The sequence below is a fragment of the Rhodococcus sp. NPDC049939 genome, from assembly GCF_040656415.1.
Lineage (GTDB): Bacteria > Actinomycetota > Actinomycetes > Mycobacteriales > Mycobacteriaceae > Rhodococcus_F.
Genome location: NZ_JBFAMC010000004.1, coordinates 159,933 through 181,746, shown reverse-complemented (window position 1 = coordinate 181,746; position 21,814 = coordinate 159,933). Strand labels below are relative to the sequence as shown.

The 21,814-nt window shown below is 65.5% G+C and carries 18 protein-coding genes; 8 read left to right on the top strand and 10 right to left on the bottom strand.

What is annotated here, in order from left to right; genetic code table 11:
- Nucleotides 1-69 precede the first annotated feature (69 nt).
- Both htpX and AB0I57_RS15765 read right to left on the bottom strand, forming a co-directional pair.
- Nucleotides 70-930 carry a zinc metalloprotease HtpX gene (gene htpX, locus AB0I57_RS15770; RefSeq protein WP_358336920.1) on the bottom strand — a complete coding sequence of 287 codons (861 nt, stop codon included), beginning with the start codon at nt 928-930 and terminating at the stop codon, nt 70-72.
- 141 nt (nt 931-1,071) lie between these two features.
- Nucleotides 1,072-2,127, bottom strand: a complete 1,056-nt coding sequence (locus AB0I57_RS15765) for a polyprenyl synthetase family protein (protein ID WP_358336917.1) — start codon at nt 2,125-2,127, stop codon at nt 1,072-1,074.
- A 174-nt stretch (nt 2,128-2,301) separates the two neighbouring features.
- On the opposite strand from AB0I57_RS15765, the gene AB0I57_RS15760 reads away from it, so the two are divergent.
- Nucleotides 2,302-3,564: a geranylgeranyl reductase family protein gene (locus AB0I57_RS15760; protein WP_358336914.1), complete on the top strand. Its 1,263-nt coding sequence runs from the start codon at nt 2,302-2,304 to the stop codon at nt 3,562-3,564.
- Between the two features lie 3 nt (nt 3,565-3,567).
- Here AB0I57_RS15760 and AB0I57_RS15755 read toward each other — a convergent pair whose 3' ends face one another.
- The 3 genes from AB0I57_RS15755 to menD all read right to left on the bottom strand — a co-directional run bounded on the left by AB0I57_RS15755 (nt 3,568) and on the right by menD (nt 6,395).
- Complete coding sequence (locus AB0I57_RS15755) at nt 3,568-4,266, bottom strand: demethylmenaquinone methyltransferase (RefSeq protein WP_358336911.1); 699 nt, start codon at nt 4,264-4,266, stop codon at nt 3,568-3,570.
- A 69-nt stretch (nt 4,267-4,335) separates the two neighbouring features.
- The gene (locus tag AB0I57_RS15750; protein ID WP_358336908.1) at nt 4,336-4,776 is read right to left on the bottom strand and encodes a DUF3592 domain-containing protein; all 441 of its coding nucleotides are present in this window, start codon (nt 4,774-4,776) and stop codon (nt 4,336-4,338) included.
- Nucleotides 4,773-6,395, bottom strand: a complete 1,623-nt coding sequence (gene menD / locus AB0I57_RS15745; RefSeq protein ID WP_358336905.1) for a 2-succinyl-5-enolpyruvyl-6-hydroxy-3-cyclohexene-1-carboxylic-acid synthase — start codon at nt 6,393-6,395, stop codon at nt 4,773-4,775. Before menD ends, AB0I57_RS15750 begins: the two co-directional genes overlap by 4 nt.
- A 110-nt stretch (nt 6,396-6,505) precedes the next feature.
- Here menD and AB0I57_RS15740 point away from each other — a divergent pair, with 110 nt between their 5' ends.
- Together AB0I57_RS15740 and AB0I57_RS15735 are read left to right on the top strand one after the other, a co-directional pair.
- A complete protein-coding gene (locus AB0I57_RS15740) occupies nt 6,506-7,093 on the top strand; it encodes a flavin reductase family protein (protein ID WP_358336902.1) in 588 nt (195 codons plus the stop codon).
- 58 nt (nt 7,094-7,151) lie between these two features.
- The gene (locus AB0I57_RS15735) at nt 7,152-7,979 is read left to right on the top strand and encodes a siderophore-interacting protein (RefSeq protein ID WP_358336899.1); all 828 of its coding nucleotides are present in this window, start codon (nt 7,152-7,154) and stop codon (nt 7,977-7,979) included.
- Between the two features lie 91 nt (nt 7,980-8,070).
- Here the strand turns inward: AB0I57_RS15735 and AB0I57_RS15730 are convergent, their stop codons facing one another.
- The 3 genes from AB0I57_RS15730 to AB0I57_RS15720 are packed head-to-tail and all read right to left on the bottom strand — an operon-like array spanning nt 8,071 to nt 10,231.
- Nucleotides 8,071-8,517, bottom strand: coding sequence for a hypothetical protein (locus AB0I57_RS15730; protein ID WP_358336896.1), 447 nt, complete (start codon nt 8,515-8,517; stop codon nt 8,071-8,073).
- Nucleotides 8,518-8,562: 45 nt separating this feature from the next.
- Complete coding sequence (locus AB0I57_RS15725) at nt 8,563-9,561, bottom strand: o-succinylbenzoate synthase (protein WP_358337527.1); 999 nt, start codon at nt 9,559-9,561, stop codon at nt 8,563-8,565.
- Between the two features lie 7 nt (nt 9,562-9,568).
- Nucleotides 9,569-10,231 carry a PaaI family thioesterase gene (locus AB0I57_RS15720; protein ID WP_358336893.1) on the bottom strand — a complete coding sequence of 221 codons (663 nt, stop codon included), beginning with the start codon at nt 10,229-10,231 and terminating at the stop codon, nt 9,569-9,571.
- Nucleotides 10,232-10,305: 74 nt separating this feature from the next.
- Between AB0I57_RS15720 and AB0I57_RS15715 the strand changes: the two genes are divergently transcribed.
- The gene (locus AB0I57_RS15715; protein WP_358336890.1) at nt 10,306-11,223 is read left to right on the top strand and encodes a 1,4-dihydroxy-2-naphthoyl-CoA synthase; all 918 of its coding nucleotides are present in this window, start codon (nt 10,306-10,308) and stop codon (nt 11,221-11,223) included.
- A gap of 88 nt (nt 11,224-11,311) precedes the next feature.
- On the opposite strand, the gene AB0I57_RS15710 is transcribed toward AB0I57_RS15715, so the two are convergent.
- Nucleotides 11,312-12,004 (bottom strand): hypothetical protein, encoded by a 693-nt coding sequence (locus AB0I57_RS15710; protein ID WP_358336887.1) that lies wholly within the window; start codon nt 12,002-12,004, stop codon nt 11,312-11,314.
- Between the two features lie 338 nt (nt 12,005-12,342).
- On the opposite strand from AB0I57_RS15710, the gene AB0I57_RS15705 reads away from it, so the two are divergent.
- From AB0I57_RS15705 to AB0I57_RS15695, 3 genes are all read left to right on the top strand, one after another.
- Nucleotides 12,343-14,484 (top strand): acyltransferase family protein, encoded by a 2,142-nt coding sequence (locus tag AB0I57_RS15705; RefSeq protein WP_358337524.1) that lies wholly within the window; start codon nt 12,343-12,345, stop codon nt 14,482-14,484.
- Between the two features lie 147 nt (nt 14,485-14,631).
- Nucleotides 14,632-15,606, top strand: coding sequence for an ATP-binding cassette domain-containing protein (locus tag AB0I57_RS15700; RefSeq protein WP_358336885.1), 975 nt, complete (start codon nt 14,632-14,634; stop codon nt 15,604-15,606).
- Nucleotides 15,603-16,433 (top strand): ABC transporter permease, encoded by an 831-nt coding sequence (locus AB0I57_RS15695; RefSeq protein ID WP_358336883.1) that lies wholly within the window; start codon nt 15,603-15,605, stop codon nt 16,431-16,433. Before AB0I57_RS15700 ends, AB0I57_RS15695 begins: the two co-directional genes overlap by 4 nt.
- Before the next feature lie 4 nt (nt 16,434-16,437).
- Here AB0I57_RS15695 and AB0I57_RS15690 read toward each other — a convergent pair whose 3' ends face one another.
- A complete protein-coding gene (locus tag AB0I57_RS15690) occupies nt 16,438-19,761 on the bottom strand; it encodes a BTAD domain-containing putative transcriptional regulator (protein ID WP_358336880.1) in 3,324 nt (1,107 codons plus the stop codon).
- A gap of 474 nt (nt 19,762-20,235) precedes the next feature.
- Between AB0I57_RS15690 and AB0I57_RS15685 the strand changes: the two genes are divergently transcribed.
- Nucleotides 20,236-21,549 carry an MFS transporter gene (locus AB0I57_RS15685; RefSeq protein ID WP_358336877.1) on the top strand — a complete coding sequence of 438 codons (1,314 nt, stop codon included), beginning with the start codon at nt 20,236-20,238 and terminating at the stop codon, nt 21,547-21,549.
- The last annotated feature ends 265 nt before the right edge of the window (nt 21,550-21,814 follow it).

Below are 21,814 nucleotides of genomic sequence, written 5' to 3'. Positions count from 1 at the left end.
ACCAACGAAGTCGACTTTCCTGCGTGAACGCGCCGGCCCGTCGACCGTTCGCTAGGGCTGCACAGCTGTCTACATTCCCGCCATCCGTTCGAGACGCTGAATCCGCTCGGCCATCGGCGGGTGGGTGGAGAACATCCGGCTCATCCTCTCGCCCGTACGGAACGGGTTCGCAATCATCAGATGCGACTGCGCGGCGAGCTGAGGCTCGGGAGGCAAGGGAGCGGCCTGGGTGCCCTGTTCGAGTTTCCGGAGGGCGGAGGCAAGCGCCAGGGGGTCACCCGTGAGCTCGGCGCCCGACTGGTCGGCCTGAAACTCGCGCGACCTCGACACCGCAAGTTTCACGATCGTCGCGGCGATCGGACCCAGCAGCGACACCAGCAGCAGCACTAGCGGATTTGCGCCCTGCCCCCCGCCTCGTCCACCGAAGATGTTCGCGAAGATCGCGAAGTTCGCAAGACCGGAGACGACAGCGGCCATCGCACCGGCCACCGAGGAAATGAGGATGTCGCGGTTGTAGACGTGGGACAGCTCGTGCCCGAGCACAGCTCTCAGCTCTCGCTCGTTGAGGATCTGCAGGATGCCGCTGGTGCAACAGACTGCGGCATGGCGCGGATTGCGACCTGTCGCGAACGCGTTGGGCGCACTCGTCGGACTGATGTAGAGCCTCGGCATGGGTTGGTGTGCCGTAGTGGCCAACTCCCGGACGATCCGGTACATGGCGGGCGCCTGCACCTCGGTGACCGGCTGAGCACGCATGGCCTTGAGCGCAAGCTTGTCGCTGTTGAAGTACACGTACGCGTTCATCCCCACCGCGAACACGATCGCGAACAGCAGGATGGTCGGGTTGTTGAACAAGGAGCCGATGAACACGATCAGCGCCGACATGCCGACCAGCAGAACCAGAGTCTTCATCCCGTTTGCGTAGTGCACGTCTCACCTTCCTATCGCCGTCACCCGATCTCGATCGTTCCATATTTCGGGATCATGATGATTTAACGAAGCAAGGTGGTCGCACGGTTCCCGCACTGACCACGAACCCGGGCTATGACATGTCCAGCCCGACCGTACGGCTCAGCCGACGCGCTCGATCGTGTAGTCGACGAGCTTGGACAGTGCGTCGTTGGCAGGCCCCTCGGGAAGTGCGGCGAGCTGCGCACGTGCCGAGGCCCCGAACTCCCTCAGCTTCGCCTTCGCGGCAGACATCCCAGGTGAGCGCTGAAGCAGTGCCAACGCCTCCGCGACGTCCTCGTCATCGGCGATGGGACCGTCGAGAAGTACCCTCAGTCGATCCGCGTCGGGGCCCTCTTCACGCAGTGCGTAAAGAACGGGAAGCGTATGGACGCCCTCCCTCAGATCGGTTCCGGGTGTCTTACCGGACTGTGCCGACACCGACGAGATGTCGATGATGTCATCGGAGATCTGGAACGCCGTGCCGACTGCATCGCCCAGTCGTTCGAGCCGCTGGACATGCTCCGCGTCCGCACCGGAGAACGTGCCACCGAATCGTCCACAAGCCGCGATCAGCGACCCCGTTTTCTCCCAGACGGTCTTCAGGTAGTGGTCGACCGGGTCCTGGTCGTCACGAAGCCCGATCGTCTCGCGCATCTGGCCAGTAACGAGCTCGGCGAACGTCTCGGCGATGATCTGAACCGCAGCGGGTCCCAGCGTCGAGACCAGCCTTGAGGCGTGTGCGAACAGGTAGTCGCCCGCGAGTATCGCGACGCTGTTGCCCCATCTCGAGTTCGCGCTGACCACACCACGCCGCATCGAAGCTTCGTCCATGACATCGTCGTGGTAGAGAGTTGCCAGATGGACCAACTCCACGACGGTGGCTGCCGTGACGACCGAGGGGTCGGAGCCGTTGGGTCCAAGTTGCGCTGTGAGCACCGTGAACAGTGGGCGGAATCGCTTGCCTCCGGCCCTCGCTAGATGCAATGCGGCTTCCGTCAGGAAATCCTCTCCGTCTGAAAGCTCACTGACCAGCAGTTCCTCAACTTGCTCCAGCCTTCCGCGGACGGTGGCGGCAAGCTGCGGGTCGCCGAGATCGATCCCGGCGACCGTAGTCTCTACTACAGCGTCGGCAGCAGTATGTGCTGCGCCCTCGGTGCTCACGTTCTCAGTACTCATTCCTGTCGTCAGGGACGGCTCGACCCGGCGCCATCGTTGACGGCTCGGGTACCACGCTAGTGAACTTAGCGGTAGCACCTCTCGCCGGGATCGCCAAGGTACAGATGCTTGGCTCACCGCGGTGTGGAGGACGGTCCGAAGTGGTCGCCCAGCGAGGCCTGAGAAGATGTGGACGTGCTAGCAGAAAAGCAATCGCCTGCCGGTCCCCCGCCCCCCGCCGCCACCGATGTCCTCGTCATCGGAGCCGGCCCGGCGGGTTCTTCAGCGGCGTCCTGGATCGCTCGCACAGGCCGCGACGTAGTCCTCGTCGACGCCGCTGTGTTCCCACGGGACAAGACGTGCGGCGACGGACTCACACCGCGTGCGGTCGCGGAACTCGATCTTCTCGGTCTCGGCGACTGGGTGCGGTCGAAAGGAACCAACCGGGGACTTCGGCTCAGCGGCTTCGGCCACGAACTCGAACTCGAGTGGCCAGGCAAGTCCTTCCCCTCAGTCGGCAGCGCGGTGCCACGCACCGAACTCGACGACAAGCTCCGAGCTAATGCGGTCACCAGCGGCGCCGTGATGGTGCAAGGTGCCAAAGCGGTCGGAGTCGAATGGGCAGGCGACCGCGTGTCGGCTGTCACCCTCGAGACCACCCACGGCACCTCCGAGATCTCGTGCCGAACCCTGGTCATCGCGGACGGCGTCCGATCCACTCTCGGCAAGCAACTGGGTCGTCAGTGGCATCGGAGTACCGCCTACGGCGTCGCCGCCCGTGCCTACATCGCGACCGACCGCAGCGCGGACCCGTGGATCACTTCACACCTCGAACTTCGTGACAGCGCAGGCACACTGCAGTCTGGGTACGGCTGGGTCTTCCCTCTGGGAACCGGCGAGGTCAACATCGGCGTCGGCACTCTGGCCACCGCCAAACGGCCCGCTGGGACCGCACTGCGGCCGCTGCTCGATCTCTACACTGCGCAACGGCGCGACGAGTGGAATTGGAACGGCGAACTGAGGGCCGTAGCGTCCGCCCTACTACCGATGGGCGGAGCGGTTTCACGTATCGCGGGCCCGAACTGGGCGATCATCGGCGACGCCGCCGCCTGCGTGAATCCGTTGAACGGAGAGGGCATCGACTACGGACTCGAGGGTGGTCGTCTTGTGGCTGAGGTCGTGGATGCTGACGATCTGACGCAAATATGGCCCGCAATTCTCCGCGAGCACTACGGCCGCGCGTTCTCCGTGGCCCGGCGACTCGCTGGACTGCTGACCACTCCACGGATTCTGCCTGCCTCTGGTCCGGCGGCAATGCGGTCACGTGCGCTGATGACCGTCGCGGTTCGAGTCATGGGCAACCTTGTCACCGAGGAGGACAGCGACCTCACCGCCCGCGCATGGCGGGCGTCGGGCCTGGTTTCGCAAAGATTTGATTCGCGACCGCTCTTCGGCTGAAGTTCAACGAGTGGCACGGTGAAGAGCCACGATGCCGCCAGTGAGGTTGCGCCACTGCACGTTCCGCCATCCTGCCGCCTCGATGCGTTTGGCGAGTTCCGGCTGAGTCGGCCAGGCGCGGATGGACTCTGCGAGATACACGTAGGCGTCGGGATTACTGCTGACGGCGCGGGCGACCTTCGGCAGTGCTTTCATCAGGTACTCCATGTAAACCGTTCGGAACGGGCCGAGTACCGGCGTCGAGAATTCACTCACGACGAGACGACCACCTGGCTTGGTGACCCGGGCGATCTCACGGAGTCCGGCGTCGAAGTCGGAGACATTGCGCAGCCCGAAGGAAATCGTTGCGGCATCGAAGACTGCGTCGGTGTAGGGCAGATGCATCGCGTCACCCGCGACCATCGGGACCCGACGATGGATTCCCTGCTGCAGCATCCCCTTGGAGAAGTCGGTGGCCACACACCACGCACCCGACCTTCCGAGTTCAACGGTCGACACCCCGGTACCCGCCGCGAGGTCGAGGACCCGTTCCCCGGGCTTCAACTGCAGAGCGGACCGTGTCGCCCTGCGCCAGCTACGATCCTGCCCGAACGACAGAATCGTGTTGGTGAGGTCATATCGCTTCGCGACGGCGTCGAACATCGATGCGACCTGATGTGGATCCTTCTCGAGCGACGCCCGCGAACCGTGTGTAGTTGCCACAGCCGAAACGCTACCAACCGCGTCTGCTACCGGTATCGGCACCGCGAGCCATGTGCGAACTACGAAGACTCACAGCGAGGTAGGCGTTGAAGGCGCTGCCGAATTCTCGCGCCGCCTGAGATACCAAATCACCGGACCGGCTATCAGCCACGTCACGACGATCACCGACCCTGCCGGGACGATGGCCACTCTCGCGTCGCGCCCCGCCACCCGGACCAGGTCGGGGTCACTGCGCGCATACTCGACCTCGATCCGCTGGCCCACGGTCAGGTTGGTCGGGTAGAGCACGCCGAGCTGAGGATTGTGCGTCACACCGTCGGGCGTCACGAAAATGATCGCCGAGCGCAAAGATCCCGCCGACAGCACCTCGGCTGTAGCCACACCCTTGTCGGAGTCGATCGTGTGGTCGTTTCGCCATGCGGCCAGCACTAGGAGAACCGCCAGGATAGATATTCCGGTCGCGGTTACCAGCACGCCCAACCGGACGCGGGCGACCATCTGTGCGTTCACAAGCGCGCCCGCACCGAGGCATGCAACTCGCGCAGCCCTGAGCGGTCGGTTCTCACCTCGAGCACTCGGATTCCATTACCGGGAACTTCCGCCACGCTCAGCCGATCGGAGAGTTCACCGACGTCGACCAGGTGGTGTTCCACGCGGTAGGAGGCACACAGCGCTGCAAGGTCCATGCCGTGGGGGGTGCCGAAGACCCGATCGAAGACACTCGAATATTGGGGATCACCCTGTTCGAGCAGCCCGAAGATACCGCCGCCGTCGTCGTTGGCCACCACGATTGTCAGGTCCGAGGGTCGTGGTTCGTCCGGCCCGATGAGCAATCCAGAGGCGTCGTGCAGGAACGTGAGGTCTCCGAGCAGTGCCACGGTGCGCCCATCCCGGTACGCGAGCGCAGCACCGACGGCCGCCGACACCGAGCCGTCGATGCCGGCCACCCCCCGATTGGACAGAACCCGGATCCGTGGCGCCGGGTAGCTGACGAGCGCAGCATCGCGCACCGGATTGGACGCCCCGAGTAGAAGCTGGTCACCATCGGAAAGGGCGTCCATCACCGCGGCCGCCACGTGCAACCCGGTCGCATTCCGGTGAGTGGCCAGCTGCTCGCGCACTGCCTTGTCGGTGTGCTCGGTGAGCGTGCGGCACCGGTTGATCCAAGCGATGTCGGGTTCGCCGGTCACCACAGCGCGGGTACCGGTGGCCAGGACGTTGCCGGACACATCCGGCCAGCGCGGACCTGTGGTGAGCGCGTAGACGTCAACTCTCGGATCGGCGAGGACCTTCGATACGGAACGGTGCAGTGTGGGGCGTCCGGTGACGATGGCCTGGCGCGGGTTGAGCTGCGGCAATGCCATCGGGTGCACCCCGAAGCCGTGAAGCGGCGCCGTCGGTTCCGCGACGGTAGGGAGTCCGGCGAGTTCAGGTCGCAGGGCGGACCCGTGCCCTGAGATCACAATGGTGTCAGCACTGATGTCGATATCCAGTGGAACGTCGAGCGTGGCGTTTTGGGTAGTGGTCCAAGCGGCGCCTCCCGGTCGACCCTCCGGGATCGGTCCCTGCTCATGGAGGTCGGGGACGAGTGGTTCCCGCAGCGGGATGTCGAACTGAACTGGACCGGCGTTGCCCGACCGCGTGCCCCGAGCCGCAGCGAGAACCCTGCACACCGCCGATCGCCACTGACTGTTCTGGCCGAGGTCGCTTTCGGCTAACCCCAAGCTGATCGCGGCGCGTACCTGACCGCCGAACAATCCGAACTGCTCTATGGTCTGGTTGGCGCCCGTTCCCAGCATCTCGTAGGGACGATTCGCACTGATCACCACCAGCGGCACGCGCGCGTAATTGGCCTCGAAGACCGCAGGACCGAGGTTGGCCACCGCAGTGCCCGACGTCATGACGATCGGGACAGGCCTGCCACTCGAAACGGACAGGCCCACGGCAAGGAATCCGGCGGTGCGCTCGTCGATGCGCACGTGTAGCCGCAACCGGCCGTCGGCATCGGCTGCTTGAAGCGCGAATCCGAGCGGAGCATTCCGCGAACCCGGACAGAGGACGGCGTCCCGCACTCCCCCACGGACCAGTTCATCGACGACTGTGGTGGCTTGTGCGGTGGAAGGGTTCACAACCACGAGTTTGCCAGATCCACAAAACCTGCCCGCCTCCCGGAAAGGCTCGTACGGTGACCCGACCCAATGGGTTCGCAGCCGCGCCGCGAACGCTGCACCATGAATCCATGCGTACCGTCTTCGACCCCGCCGAACTCACACCACCTCGTATGCACCAGGTCCTGACCGCCTCGGTGGTGCCGCGGCCGATTGCCTGGGTCTCCACGGTCTCGGAGAGCGGCGTGGCAAATCTGGCGCCCTACAGCTTCTTCTCGGTCTCCAGCGTCACCCCACCCGTGGTCCAATTCACATCGGTCACCCGCAAGGACAGTCTCCGAAACATCGAGGCCACTCGGGAATTCGTCATCAACCTCGCTAGCGAACCACTGATGCCGGTGATCAACTCCAGTTCCGCCAACTACGACGGCGACGTCGACGAGTTCGCCGAACTGGGCATCGAGACCGAACCCAGCGAGCACGTACGGCCCTCCCGAGTCGCCGGATCGCCGGTCGCGATCGAATGCAAGCTGAGGAAGGTGTTACCGGTCGGCGACTCGTTCGTCGTAATGGGCAATGTGATTATCGTCGCTGTAGCAGCCGAGGCGGTCGCCGACGACGGACTGCCGGACTTCGCAAAATTAGCCCCGCTCAGCAGGCTCGGCCGCAACGAGTGGGGGCTGCCCCCACGCGTTGTCACGGTGGACAGACCCGATTGACGAGACAATTGGTTAGGCTTGCCTGATAAACGGCACCCAACGGGGGATAACCAACGTCATGGCTCAGCGCGGCAAGTTCGTCAAACCTCAGCACCGCCGGATCTCGTCCGCGCAAGTCGTTGCAGGCAAGAAGATCAGCCCCAACTTCGTCCGGGTCACCATCGCGGGAGATGAACTCAGCTCTGTGAGCCCCATGGGTTTCGACCAATGGTTCCGGATGTTCGTCCCCCAGCAGGGTCAGAAGAAACTGCGGCTACCGACCAACGCAAGTGGATTCTGGTACGCCAAGTACAAGCTGATGCCCAAGGACGTCCGGCCCGTCGTGCGCAATTACACGATCCGCGAATTTCGCGCGGCCGGATCAGGACTGTTCGGTGGTACCACCGAGATCGATATCGACTTCACCTCGCACGGTGATCTCGGACCTGCATCCGCTTGGGCAAGTTCGGCGACCGCCGGGGACGAAGTGGCGATCCTCGACGAGGGGCTGATCTACAACCCCACACCCGGCGCCGAATGGCAGCTGCTCGTCGGCGACGAGAGTGCGCTCCCCGCGATCGTCGGGATCTTGAATTCGGCTCCTCCCGACCTGCGCGCCGAGGTATTCGTCGAGATTGCCGATGCAGATGATGCACAGCACGTACCGGTGGGCGACAAGGTGAACATCCACTGGCTCGTCCGCGAGGACACAACTGCCCGCCCGGGAGCACTTGCTCTGCGCACGGTCATGGAGGCCGAGTTGCCGGCAGGCCCGTCATACGCGTTCGTCGCCGGAGAGAGCCAACTGGCCACCTCGCTGCGACGCCATCTCGTCGGCGACCGCGGTTTACCCAAGTCCGACATTGCGTTCACGGGCTATTGGCGCCACGGTCACGCCTCCTATTGAAAACCCGAGCTACACCGTTACATCCGTGAGCTGGCGGATACCCGTTGGCCGGCGAGTGCGCCACCGCGCACTCGCCCGCTCACAGCAAACCTCAGCCGACGTGCTTCTGAACGAGGACTCCCAGACGCGGAAGTGCCTCGATCACATTCTTCTTCGCAGACGGACGCAGCGTGGAGTACACCTTCTTGATCGCCGTGCGCTCGCTGTTCTCGATGCGCTCGTCGGTGACGCCGAGCAAGGAGTCTGCGACCTCGTCGCCACGCGCGACCAGGTACTCGGAGAATGCACTCTCACCACTGGCTGCGAACGCCTGCCAGTACGGCTCGAGCTTGGTAACGAATTCCGGCAGAAGGCCCTCGATTGCGGCTGGCACGATGGTCGGTCCCAACTTCTTGACCGTGGCGTACCCGCCCTTCAGTGCCAACCCCGAGGCGCCCGACTTGTCCGAGACCTCTTCGTCGATCAGAGTCTGCACGTCCGCGATCACCGCGGGGATGCGCGACTCGTCGAGCAGGGTTTCGTTCAGAGCTGCAACCACTTTCAATGCCTCCGTGTTATCTGAGCGATAAGGTTCGGCCAGACACTATACGTAAAACAGACCGTCGCGATTATCGAGCAGGCCGTGACACCGACGCGCACGTTCCATCCACCAGCGCGAAGTCTCTGTCGAGGTGGTGAGCGCCTCGATGCGTGCTGTGTCGGGTATCACCGCGCGGACGGCGAGCTCGCCGTTGACAGGTTCACGCGGCAGAGCCACATCCGACTCGAACAGCCCCCCTGTGCCCAGCCCGCAGGCGAACTGCAGGTCGGGAAGAGCCGCGGCCGCCGCCACACCCGCAGCAATACCCACAGCAGTGTCCAGAGCACTCGATACGACCACCGGGACCCCGTACGTGGACAACTGTTCCGCCAATGACAGCAGCCTCCTCATGCCACCGAGAGGGGCGACCTTGACGACCGCTATGTCGGCTCCTCCTGCGCGAACGACCTTCAGAGGATCGTCCGCCCGGCGAATGCTCTCGTCAGCAGCCACGCGCACTCCGGGCACCCTCCTGCGCACCTCCACCAATTCGGGGACGCTCACGCATGGTTGCTCCGCATATTCGAGCGGGCCGTCCGCTGAGAGGACGCGCAACGCCGTCTCCGCCTCGTCCACCGACCACCCCCCGTTGGCGTCGATGCGCACGTTCGGGATCAGCTCCCGGACAGCAGCCACCCGAGCGAGATCGTCATCCAGGGTCTGCCCACGTTCGGCTACTTTCACTTTCGCCGTGCGCGCGCCGGGAAACTGCTCGAGAACTCCGGGCACCGCCGCGGCCTCGACCGCGGGAACGGTTGCGTTGATCGGCACCCGAGCCCGGACCGCAGGCGGCGGTCCGAGCCAGGCGTCCTCTATCGCGGACTGCAACCAGTGCGCGGCTTCCTCGTCCGTGTACTCGGGGAAGGGCGAGAACTCGCCCCAACCGGCGGGCCCGCGGAGCAGCAATGCCTCTCGGGTCGTGATCCCCCGAAACCGCACGCGCATGGGCAGACTCACCACGACGGCGTCGGCCAGGACTTCTTCCACCGCAGGCAGTGACATCACGACGTCAGGGCTGTCCCGGCAGCAGCTCGAGCATCAGGGCCTCGCAGTCTGCGAGCAGGGTGTCGCCGTCTGTCAGCCGCGCGGTGATGTACGTCTTTCGTCCCTCGACATGATCCACGCTGCCCTCCACGGTCAGCTGCTTGTCGAGCGGGGTGATCGCACGGTAGTTCACATGCAGGTAGGCGGTCCGGCTGATCGGTCGGCCGTACGCATGGAGGATCATTCCCATCAGGTCATCGAACAGCAGGGGCAGCGTGCCGCCGTGCGCCGCACCGTTGCCGCCGAGGTGGAAGCGCCGGAAAACACCCGTGCTACGGACGCCGTCCGGACCGAACTTCTCCACCGTCCACGGGAGCATGAGCAGGCTGCCGCGCCCGGGGAGCTCGATCGACCGCCCTGCAGGCGATACGCCCTCGGGCGCGACGTGGCGCCCGAGGAGTTCACCGAGTGCTTCGACCTGGTCGACCGCTTGCGCCAGCACATCTCCGGGTGCATTGATCGACACCGCGAGATCCTGCAGGGTGCGCATTCCCTCGACGAATCGCGCCCAAGTGGGATCAGGCGTTGCGGCCTCGAACTTGGGGAATCCGCCGTGATGTTCGTAGTCGTCGTCGCGCTGTGGCGCGGAATTCACCCGGTTCGCCGCGTCGGCGGTCTGTTCGCTCATACCTGCACGGTAAACGGGGACTGAACATAAGCGCGCGTGGGCACCCGCTGACACCAACCGATAATCTCGACGCCGTGACCTTCAACCCGCAGCACTGGCGACCGGTTCCCGGCTTCGAGAACCTGACCGACATCACCTACCATCGGCACGTTGACCAGGGCATCGTCCGTGTGGCGTTCGACCGTCCCGATGTGCGCAACGCCTTCCGCCCGCACACCGTCGACGAGCTGTACCGCGCGCTCGACCACGCCCGCATGACATCCGATGTGGGCGCCGTGCTTCTCACCGGAAACGGCCCGAGCTCAAAGGATGGCGGCTGGGCCTTCTGCTCCGGCGGCGACCAGCGCATCCGTGGCCGTAGCGGATATCAATACACCGAACACGATGCGACCACCGGCCGCGCCGGCGAGACCTCGGACACGATCGACAAAGCACGCGCCGGGCGGCTCCACATCCTCGAGGTTCAACGACTGATCCGGTTCATGCCGAAGGTCGTCATCTGCCTCGTCAACGGCTGGGCCGCAGGCGGTGGTCACAGCCTGCACGTTGTGTGCGATCTCACGCTCGCCAGCCGCGAACACGCCCGTTTCAAGCAGACCGACGCCGACGTCGGCAGCTTCGACGGCGGCTACGGCAGTGCATACCTCGCAAAAATGGTGGGGCAGAAGTTCGCCCGCGAAATCTTCTTCCTCGGCGAGACCTACACCGCCGAAGAGATGCACCAGATGGGCGCGGTCAACAAGGTCGTCGACCACTCCGAACTCGAAGACGTCGCGATCGAATGGGCCACCAAGATCAACGGCAAGTCCCCCCAGGCACAACGCATGCTCAAATACGCCTTCAACCTGCAGGACGACGGACTCGTCGGCCAGCAACTGTTCGCGGGCGAAGCAACACGCATGGCCTACATGACCGACGAAGCCGTCGAAGGCCGCGACTCCTTCCTGGAAAAGCGCGCCCCGGACTGGACTCCCTACCCCTGGTACTTTTGACCTCTCTCCGCTCGGGCATCCCTTCGTCGGCATCCCTCCAAAGGCGTTCGAGCCTCGCGGCGCTGCCGCCGCAGCCGGTTGGCGGCAGTCACGCGCCCTCCCCCAGCGTCCCGAAAGTCAATGCCACGTCCCACGGCGTCACCCCCCAAGTGCTGATCGCCGACGCAACGAAGGCCCCCACCACCGACAGCGACGAGGCGTCGGCGGGTGACGACACCGTCGCCCCTGGCTGATCACGTGGTGCTTCGGGCCAGATACTTGTGCCACGCGGGACCGGAGCCGCCTCGAGCAGGGACACCGGGCCAGCACCCTGATCGAGGACAGCGAACAGACAGTACGGCTCGCTCGGCGCGTTCCAGCCGCCCAACTCCGCCACATAGAACTCGCCTCGCTCGGCGGCTGAGACCGCCGCCGCTGTGAGGAATTGTTCAAGGTCTGTCCACGGGTTCGTTTCAGGCCTGACCGGCTCACCGAGCTGCACGATGTTCGCCTGCACTTGCGCCGACTCCCCCGACCCCGATACGAAGCGGCCCTGTACCAGCAGCGTGCCGGTGTCCCGGTTCAGCAACAAGGCCTCGCGAAAGCGGTTGTCTGGCATCGGGGTACGACCGACAAGTCCACGGCCGAGTACTCCACCGAGCCGGTCGGGGTCCTCGACACTCCACAGCATGCTCTCGGTCTCGGTCCAGGTACGGACCAGCCCACCCGACACCGGACTGATCATTGCCGGCACCATCGTCGACTCCGGCCCCACGCCGCGCAGGTACTCGTCGGTCGTCATTCCTCGTCCTCCCGCTCACCGCGCCGAAACCCACCGGCGGTTCCCGCGATGCGGGTAACAGATCAACCTATCGCAACCGACTACACACCCGCCCCAACGGCACCACTACCCCCACCAACTGCTCACGCCCCTCGGCCGATAGCGCCGAACCAGGCCGCCCGATCGACAACCTCCAGAGCTATTGCGATGCCCCGCAGTCATGTAGCCGACGCTGCGACACTCGTGTGGCCTCAGTCACTGCGGGCATAATTGCGCAAGTGCCCCCCTCCGGCCGCCACGCTGCTTCGAAAGGCCCGTCGGCGATATTCGTTCCGCCGGCGGGCTCCCCGGGCAAGCAGGTGACCGGTTCCGTCTCCGCCCCGCCCGAACAGGGATTCCGGCCCGACATAGAGGGGCTGCGGGCCGTCGCGGTGCTCGCCGTCGTCCTATTCCACGCGGGTGTACCCGGCACCGGCGGCGGATTCGTCGGTGTCGACGTCTTCTTCGTCGTCTCGGGATTCCTCATCACCGGGCTGCTCTGGCGGGACGTGAAGACCACCGGCACCGTCCGCGTGGCCCGCTTCTACGGCGCGCGGGCCCGCCGATTGCTGCCTGCCGGGACCCTCGTGCTGGTCGTCACCGCGATCGGTTCGGCGCTGCTGCTGCCACCGTTGCAGGCGCGCGAAGCGATCGGCGACGGCATCGCGAGCGCGCTGTACGTCGGGAACTACCGGTTCGCGCTGCACGGCACCGACTACCTGGCGGCAGATGCACCGCCGTCGCCGTTCCAGCACTACTGGTCACTCGGCGTGGAGGAGCAGTTCTACCTGCTGTGGCCTGCACTGATCGTGGGCACGGCCTGGCTGATCCGTCGCCGGCGTGCGCCCGACGACGTCGGGGCACCACAGCCCGTCATGCCTTACGTGCTGGTCTTGACGTTGGTTGCGGTGGGGTCGTTCGCAGTGTCGCTGTCGTGGACTCACACGCTGCCGCCGTGGGCGTTCTTCACGCTGCCGTCGCGGGCGTGGGAGTTGGCCGCCGGTGGACTGATTGCGCTCACTGTTCCCCTCTGGCGCAGACTGCCGGTGCTTCCTGCCGTCGTCGCGGGCTGGACGGGGCTGGCCCTGATCGTCGTAGCTTGCTTGCGACTCGGTGAGGCGACGCCCTATCCCGGCACGGCGGCCTTGCTACCTGTGGTGGGTACCATGCTGGTGATCGTCGCCGGGTGCGCGGCCCCGCAACTCGGCGTCAGCCGCGGGCTATCCCAGTCCACGATGGGCGCAGTCGGGCGCCTGTCCTACTCCTGGTACCTGTGGCACTGGCCGCTGCTGATCCTGACGCCGGCACTCGTCGGTCGCGACCTCGGACTACCCGGTCGCCTGACCGCTGTCGCGGTGGCTGCAGTGCTCGCCGCGCTCACGCTGCACCTGGTGGAGAACCCCGTCCGGTTCACCCCTGTGCTGCGCAACTTCGCGACCCGCAGTCTCGCTGTCGGCGGCGCCGCCACCGCTCTCGCCGTGTGCGCCTGCCTTGTTCTACTCACGGTGCGACCGGTCCCGGTCGGCCAAGGGCAGGCAGCTACGGCGCTGAGGGTCACCGCCCCTACACAACCCGCCGCGCCCACCGTCGATCCATACGAGGCCGCAGTGCAGGAACTGACCGCGCAGGTGCAGACCGCGGTCGCGGCCTCGGTCGGGCTGCGTGCCGTTCCATCGAATCTCTCCCCGCCACTGGCTGACGCATCCTCGAGTACGCCCAACGTGTTCGTCAACGGATGTGTGCGCTCGTGGCTCGAGGTCGGGCAAGGCGAATGCGCGTCGGGTGACACTGCCTCGCCAACCACGGTGGCCCTGGTCGGCGACTCGCACGCGGCGATGTGGAACCCGGCATTCGAGCAGATCGCCGAACAGCGGCACTGGCGGCTCGAGACCCTGGGCAAGGTCACCTGCCCGCTGCTGGACCTGCCGCTGACCAGCCCCTACCTCGGCCGCGAATACACCGAGTGCGAGCAGTGGCGCGGCGAGGTCGTCGCCCGGTTGCAGGCCGAACGGCCCAAAATGATCGTGCTGAGCATGTCGCGCCGCTACGGCGGCGACTTCGGCTTCACCATGTACGGTCCCGAATGGCTCGAAAGCCTGACCCGCATGGTGGCGCAGCTACGCGCTACTGGGGCGGACGTGCTGGTCCTCGGTCCGGTGCCGGATCCGCACTCCACTGTGCCGACGTGTCTGTCCACGCACCTCGACGACGCCATGGCGTGTTCGCCGGAGCGTACAGAGGCGATGAACGCCTCGGGCATTGCCGCCGAGGCGGCGGCCACCGCGGCCGGAGGCGGACGTTACGCCGATCTCACCGACCTGTTCTGCACGGCAGACCGTTGCCCGGTGATCATTGGCAGCGACCTTGTGTTCCGTGACGACAATCACCTCACTATCCAATACGCGAGAGCGCTCTCCCCCGTCATGGCCGCGTTGGTCGACCGCGCCCTCGACGACGGGTGAGCAGCGGGGACCTCGAGAGTCGACCCGGACGCCACTGACCACCATCACCAACCCCGACGGACCCGACTCATGTCGGTGCAAGCCCGTGCAAGCTCGACGCAAGGCCGATGCGAGTCCGATGCAAGCGGCCCCCTTCATCGTGAGGTCATGAACCTCAACACCTCACCCCCGGCAATCGAAGCCGTCGGGCTCGTCAAGACCTTCGGTGGGCAGCGCGCGGTGGACGGCGTGAGCCTCACTGTGCCGACCGGATCGGTGTACGGCGTGCTCGGCCCCAACGGCGCCGGCAAGACCACGACCGTGCGCATGCTCGCAACATTGCTGCGTCCCGATGGCGGCGAGGCCCGCATCTTCGGCCGAGACGTCGTCCGCGAGGCGGCAGCCGTCCGGTCCCTTGTCGGCCTCGCCGGACAGTACGCATCAGTCGACGAGGAACTCACCGCCACGGAAAATCTGGTCATCTTCTCGCGTCTTCTGGGCCTGGGTCGCGGCGCCGCCAAAGCTAAAGCCACCGAGCTCCTCGAGGAGTTCGGACTGACAGAGGCTGCGTCCAAGCCGCTCAAGGACTTCTCCGGCGGCATGCGCCGGCGTCTCGACCTCGCGGCCAGCCTCATCGCCCGTCCGCCGCTGCTGTTCCTCGACGAGCCGACCACCGGGCTCGATCCGAGGACACGCGCACAGATGTGGGACACCATCCGACAACTCGTCGCGGAAGGCTCGACCGTGCTGCTCACGACGCAGTACCTCGACGAGGCCGATCAGCTCGCCGACCGAATCGCCGTCATAGACCGCGGTCGGGTGATCGCGGACGGTACCGCCGACGAGTTGAAGGCTTCGGTGGGAGCATCGGCGCTACAACTGACCCTGGCGGACCGTGACCTGATCGAGCAGGCCCGGACCGTCATCTCCAGCGCTCTGGGCCTCGAAGCCGCCGTCACCCCCGAATCGGGCCGAATCACCGCACCACTGTCGGATCCGTCGATCGCGGCGGATCTACTTCTACAACTGCGGGATCGGTCGATCGCCGTCGACGAGATCACCGTCTCCAGGCCGAGCCTCGACGAAGTCTTCCTCACCATCACCGGGCACGACACCGCAGAGTCCGAACGGAGCATCGCATGACCACCACACTCACCTCGCCAGCCAGAACGACTGCAACGCCGACCATCGAGGCCGTCGACCGAATCAGCCTCCAGGCCGCGATCGCCCACAGTTTCACGATGGCCTACCGCGGCATCCTCAAGATCAAACACAATCCCCAGCAGTTGTTCGATGTAGTGCTCTCGCCGATCATCTTCACCGCCATGTTCACGTACATCTTCGGTGGTGCGATCTCCGGAGACGTGCAGTCGTATTTGCCGATCATCATCCCGGGCATTCTGGTGCAGACGGTGATCACGGCATCGATCGTGACCGGCACGCAGTTGCGCGACGACATGGACAAGGGGGTGTTCGACCGGTTCAAGTCACTGCCGATCGCCCGAATCGCCCCGCTGTCAGGAGCATTGATCGCCGACGTCGTCCGCTATCTGATCGCGACGACAATCACCATCATCATCGGTCTTGCCATGGGCTACCGTCCAGGCGGCGGGGTCGTCGGCGTGGTGTCCGCAGCACTGCTGATCATGGTGTGCGCGTTCGCGATCAGCTGGATCTTCGCTTTCTTGGGTGTGATTATGAACAAAGCCACTGCCGTGCAGGGCCTCTCGATGTTGACCCTCTTTCCGCTGGTGTTCATGTCCAACGCGTTCGTCCCGGCGGACACGATGCCAGGATGGGTGCAGGCCTTCGTCAACATCAATCCCGTGTCGCAGTTGGTCACCGCCGTCCGCGAACTCGCGAACGACGGGCACTTCGGCATCAACACAGTGTGGGCCCTGCTGGGCGCGGCCGTGATCGTCGGGATCATGGCGCCGTTGACCGTGCGGACCTTCATGCGCAAGGCCTGACGGTTCACGAGCCCAGTGCGGCTAGGATGTCGAGGATCTCGTAGTACGCGGCAGCGCGGGGCGTCCCCTCCACGGACGCCAGCGCTGTCGCGACGTCCGCGTCACCGAGGACCGTCCGCGCCCGAGTCAGGTGCCGGTCCAGGCGCATCGACGGACAGTCCTGCCGGGCAGCCACTCTCGTGGCAAGTGCGAGCAGGCGCAGTCCCCGGTCAGGATCACGACCGGCGATGTCGACCGTGCCGACGGCGCACGCCACTGCACCCACCAGTGTGAGATCGGGAAAGCCTCCCGGTCCGAGGCGTGCAACGGCAACGGACGGCAGGCGGTCCGCCAGATCTGCGATCGACTCGATCCGTCCGGCGAGGGCATGCGCGTCGACAGCCGCTACCGCCACCATGATCTCGTAGAGGTCGACGCCCAGTGATACCTCCAGATTGCCGGCACACGCTGCGGCACGCCGGTACTCGGCCAGGCCCTGGTCCACGAGCCCGGCTGCGAGATCCGCCTCCGCGGTTCCCATCGCGAGCGACGCCTGGTTATGTGGATCGTCGGCACGCGCAAGCCCGCCGCGATGCGCCGGGCGGAGCCGCTCGAGTTCCGAACGCGCCTGGTCCATCTGCCCATCGCCGACCATCGCAGCCACCAAGAATCCCCGCACTTGCAGGTTCTCGTCGTAGAGATGCAGCTTCCACAGCCCCTCGGCGGAGCGCCGGTAGTAGGCGATGGCCTCCGCGTACCGCCCAGACTGAGCGCAAACGCTGCCCAGATGTTGGCTCAGCAGCGCGTGATCCCACGAGTCGGGTTCCTCCGTAAGCGCGAGCGCACGCTTCGCGTCCGATTCGGAGCCGTACAGGTCGCCGTTATTCTGCCGGAGACTGGCTCTTGCTATCAGCGCCAGGATGCGCGCGTCCGGATCGTCCGAGCGGACTGCGGTCGCGAGCAATCGCGACACTCCCCGGCCCGTCGCCGGGGTGAGCACCAGCGACGCCGCGATCCGCAGTCGTTCGGAAATGTCTTGTCGCGCAGCGAGAAGGCGTCGCAGTCGGGTCCGTGCGATGGCTACCGGGCGGACGTTTCCGTCCGTGGTCACATGCACGGCGGCCAGCACGTAGCTGATGGCGAGGTGGTCGCCCGGGACCTCGTCGGGTGAGAGGGCCGATCCGTCGAGGTCCAGCAGCCTCGGCGCCCAAGTAGACACCTCGGAGTGGGCGCCGCAGGCGGCCCACACGCCACCGAGCACCGGGAATACCGTCAACGCGGTCCGGACCTGCTTCTCGGCCAGCGCATGTCGGAGAACGGCACGGAGATTCTCGTGCTCGGCCCGGACACAGTGGGCGACCGAGGTCTGTTTGCCTGCAAGGAAATCACGCACAACCTTCTGGGAAAGCTGTTCGGCCCACCGCGCCGTCCTGCGCCGAACTTCTTCGGCCTCCGACGCGTTCGTACCGGCGAGCAACTGCTCTTCACCGAACTCGCGAACGGTCTCGAGCATGTGGTACCGCAGGCCGAACGAGTCGGTCCCGGAGGCCGGTTCGACAACCGACAGCATCGAGTGGTTCGCCAGCCCCTCGAGTGCGTCGGCCGCGTCCTCGACGCCGCCCCACTGCGCGACCGTGGTGGCGGCGTCCAGGGTGAACCCGGAGGGGAAGCGGCACAGTCGGCGCAGCGCGGCGCGTTCCGACTCCTCCAGCAGGTTCCAACTCCACTCGATGACGGCGTGCAAGTTGCGGTGCCGTGCCGGAGACGTGCGGTCACCCGAACGCAGCAGCGCGAAGCGGTCCACGAGGCGGGCGTTGATCTCCTCGACGCTCATCGTGCGAACCCGCGCGGCGGCCAACTCGATCGCAAGCGGCAGCCCGTCCAGCGTCCGGCACAGCTGCGTCACCTCCGACGGATCGAGCCGCGCCGACGGCCGGACCGCGAGCGCACGTGACCGGAACAACTCGGCCGCCGGGGACTTCTCGTCACCGATCGCCAACGGTGGCAACGGATACACCGCCTCGGCGGTGATCGACATCGGGGAGCGACTGGTGGCGAGCACGGTGAGTTGGTCGCTCGCCCCGATCAGGTCGGACACGACCTCGGCGACATCGTCGACAAGGTGCTCGCAGTTGTCGAGCACCAACAGCGACGGCCCGGTCGACAGTGCGTCGCGCAGCCGTTGCCGAGCGTCATGGATGTGCGCGCGTGTCAATGCGCCTGGCCTGAGGTCGCTCTCGCTGAGGCCGAGAGTGCCGCTGATGGCGGCAACCAGGTCCTCGCCGCTGCGTACCGAAGCCAGTTCGACGAGTGCGACCGGCATCTGCTCGGCCACATGGGCACCGAGCGCATGGGCCACCCGGGTCTTGCCGGTACCACCCGGCCCCAACACCGTGACAACGCGCGAACGCTCGAGCAGACTCTCGAGCGCCTCCAGATCTTCCGTGCGGCCGAGCAGTCGGTTCGGCGCAGCACGCAGTCCGATCACGTTCGGCAAGGTTGCACGCTCGGATACGCGTATTGCACTCACGTCATCCACGTCATCGCGGACGGCGCGGATTGCAGGCTCGACGCCACCGCGCAGGATCGCCGCGTTGAGGTCGACGAGCCGCGCCGACGGGTCGGCCCCGAGTCGATCGGCCAGCCGGTCCCGAAGACCCGCGAACACCTCCAGCGCCTCGTTTGATCGACCACTACCGTGCAGGCACTCCATCAGTACGGCGTGCGAGCCCTCGTCCAACCGCGCAGCCTCCGCGGCGGCGCGGGCCTTCGGTAGGGCTCGCTCGAACTCCCCCAGGGCCAGCAGGGCGGTGAGTTCCGTTGCAGCGAGCGCGTCGCGGTACGAAGCGGCCTCCCGAGCCAGATCGCGCGCAAGGTCACCGTCGGGCAGGTCCGCCCCCGGTTCGCCGCGCCACAGCGCGCCTGCCAGTTGCACGGTCTCGACGGCGCCGAGATGGTCGCCGTCCGCATGTTGCTCGCCCGCCTCCCGGGCGAGTTGTCGTGCCCGCGCTAGATCGACCTGTTCGGCTGAAAGGGTGAGTCGGTAGCCCGCGGGCCCGGCGTCGAGGACGCCGTCCGGCAGCACCGTACGCAACCGTGAGACCTGGGTGTGCAGGGCATTCGCCGGCGACTTGGGCGGAGCGTCGCCCCACACGTCCTCGACGAGGGCCGCGACACTACGCCTGCGTCCCGGTTGTCGCGCCAGCGCGACCAGGAGACTCCGGGCCCGGGCTCCGGCCAGTGGCACCAGTGCGCCGTCCCTGCGGGTGGCGACATCGCCCAGCACTGCCACCTCGACAGGCAACCGTGCCTGCCCAGGGATGTCGTGGATTCTCGTCACGGGCTGCACAGGCGGCCAGCCTATTGGACGATCCGAACACGCGGCCAAGGAATGTCGGTATGAGTCACAAGATCGAGGCATCACCTCTGTGTCACAGTGGATCGAGACTGCCCGACCGCACACCCTCCGGAGTGGTGGAAAGCTCTTCTCGCACTGCCCCTGTCGGCCCGACAACTCATCGCAAGCGAAGCAACTGCATGGCGTAACCGACCGCCGAATCGAAAGGCCGCAACTGCTTGTTCGAGAGGCACGAGCCCGACTCGAAGCCATCTACTGACGCTATCTGCGAACAAGCCGGAACCGGCGAGTCAACCACCCTCACCTGGACCGACGGCATGACTCGGGCGTGATCGAGATGCGCCCTTGCTTCACGACACTAACGGATCTACCTTGGTCAAGTGGCTCCGATTGTGGTGCGAGTCACACTCCGAGATTGCTCCGCAAGGAGTCCCTGTTCCAGCCAGGTTCGGCAAGAGGTACACGATGTCAACTACCTCAGATGGAAACCCCGATGGGCGCAAAGTCGATGACCCCAGCTTGAAGCTGGTCGAACGGTCGGAATTCGCTCCGCCGACCGAGATGCCCAAACCCAGGGTGATCGTCGCGTTCGGGTTCGCGCAGTTCGCGCTCTTCGTTGCCCTGCTCGGGCCGCCGACCGTCAGTATCGCGATCAAACTGACCGCTGTTGTCGGGTCCGACAACGCACCACAGGCAGCCGGGTTGGTCCTCGGCGTCGGTGCGATTGCGGCATTGGTCGCCGGTCCCATTTTCGGCTATCTGTCCGACCGAACAACCGGACCTTGGGGACGCCGTCGGCCGTGGATGGTAGGCGGCAGCGTCGGACTCGCACTGTGCCTGCTCGTCATGGCGATCAGCGACAGCGTTCCGGTCCTGATTGCCAGCTGGTTCGTGGCACAGCTCGTCGCAAACGCGGCGTTGTCGGCCTACTTGGCCACCATCGCTGATCAGATCCCTACCCACCGTCACGCAAGCATGTCCGCGTTGGTGAACGTCACCCAGCAGGCAGGGATCCTCGTGGCCGTCTACGCCGTCAGTTTCCTATCTGGGAACATGCTTGCAATCTTCATGGTTCCAGCCGTCATCGGCGTCATCGGCATGGTCCTGTACTCGCTCGTACTGCCGGACAAACCACTGCTGGTAAGGCCCCCTTCGCGGGGCGCTCGCGAGTGGCTCTCGCTGATTTGGGTTAATCCGCGTGAACACCCGGACTTCGCCTGGGCGTTCCTCTCACGATTCCTGTTCTTCATCGGCCTGTTCCTGTTCACCTCGTTCCGGCTGTTCTGGATGCAAGACCGCATCGGCCTCGACACTGATTCCGCCGCCGCGGTCGTAGCCACCGGGGTACTCATCTACACCGTGATCCTGATGATCACGGGGCAGATTGCCGGGATGGTCTCCGATCGGATCAAGCGGCGCAAGCCCCTGGTCTTCATCTCGGTCGCGATGTCCGCGATCGGCTTCGGGCTGCTTGCCACCGTCGACTCCGTAGCCGGCTTCTACTGGGTCGAGGCACTCCTCGGGATCGGGTACGGGATCTACTTCGGCGCCGACCTCGCCCTGGTCATCGAGGTACTGCCTGATCCCGAAAATATCGCAAAAGACCTCGGGATCTTCAACATCGCCAACGCCGCTCCCCAATCACTTGCGCCGTTGTTCGGGGCAATATTGCTCACCATCGGAGCAGGGGGACAGAACTACACGCTGCTCTACATCGCCAGCGCTGTCGTAGCACTGCTCGGAGCCATCGCCATTCTCCCGGTGAAGAAAGTGCGGTAGAGCTTCGAGACACGAAGTACGGACTCGCCCGACCACCCACCCGAACGCGATCGCACCAGTCTTTGCGATCCGATGCAGCCGTGTCGTCACTCGACTCGATGGCATGCTGGAAAGCTCTTCTGGCACTACTCCAGTCGGCCGACAACTCGTCGCAAGCAAAGCAACAGCATGGCGTAACCGAACGCCCCTTATCTGGGCCCACGGTAGGACTCGATCCGGGTCGAAATGCGCTCTTGCTTCCCCACACTAACGGATCTACCTTGGG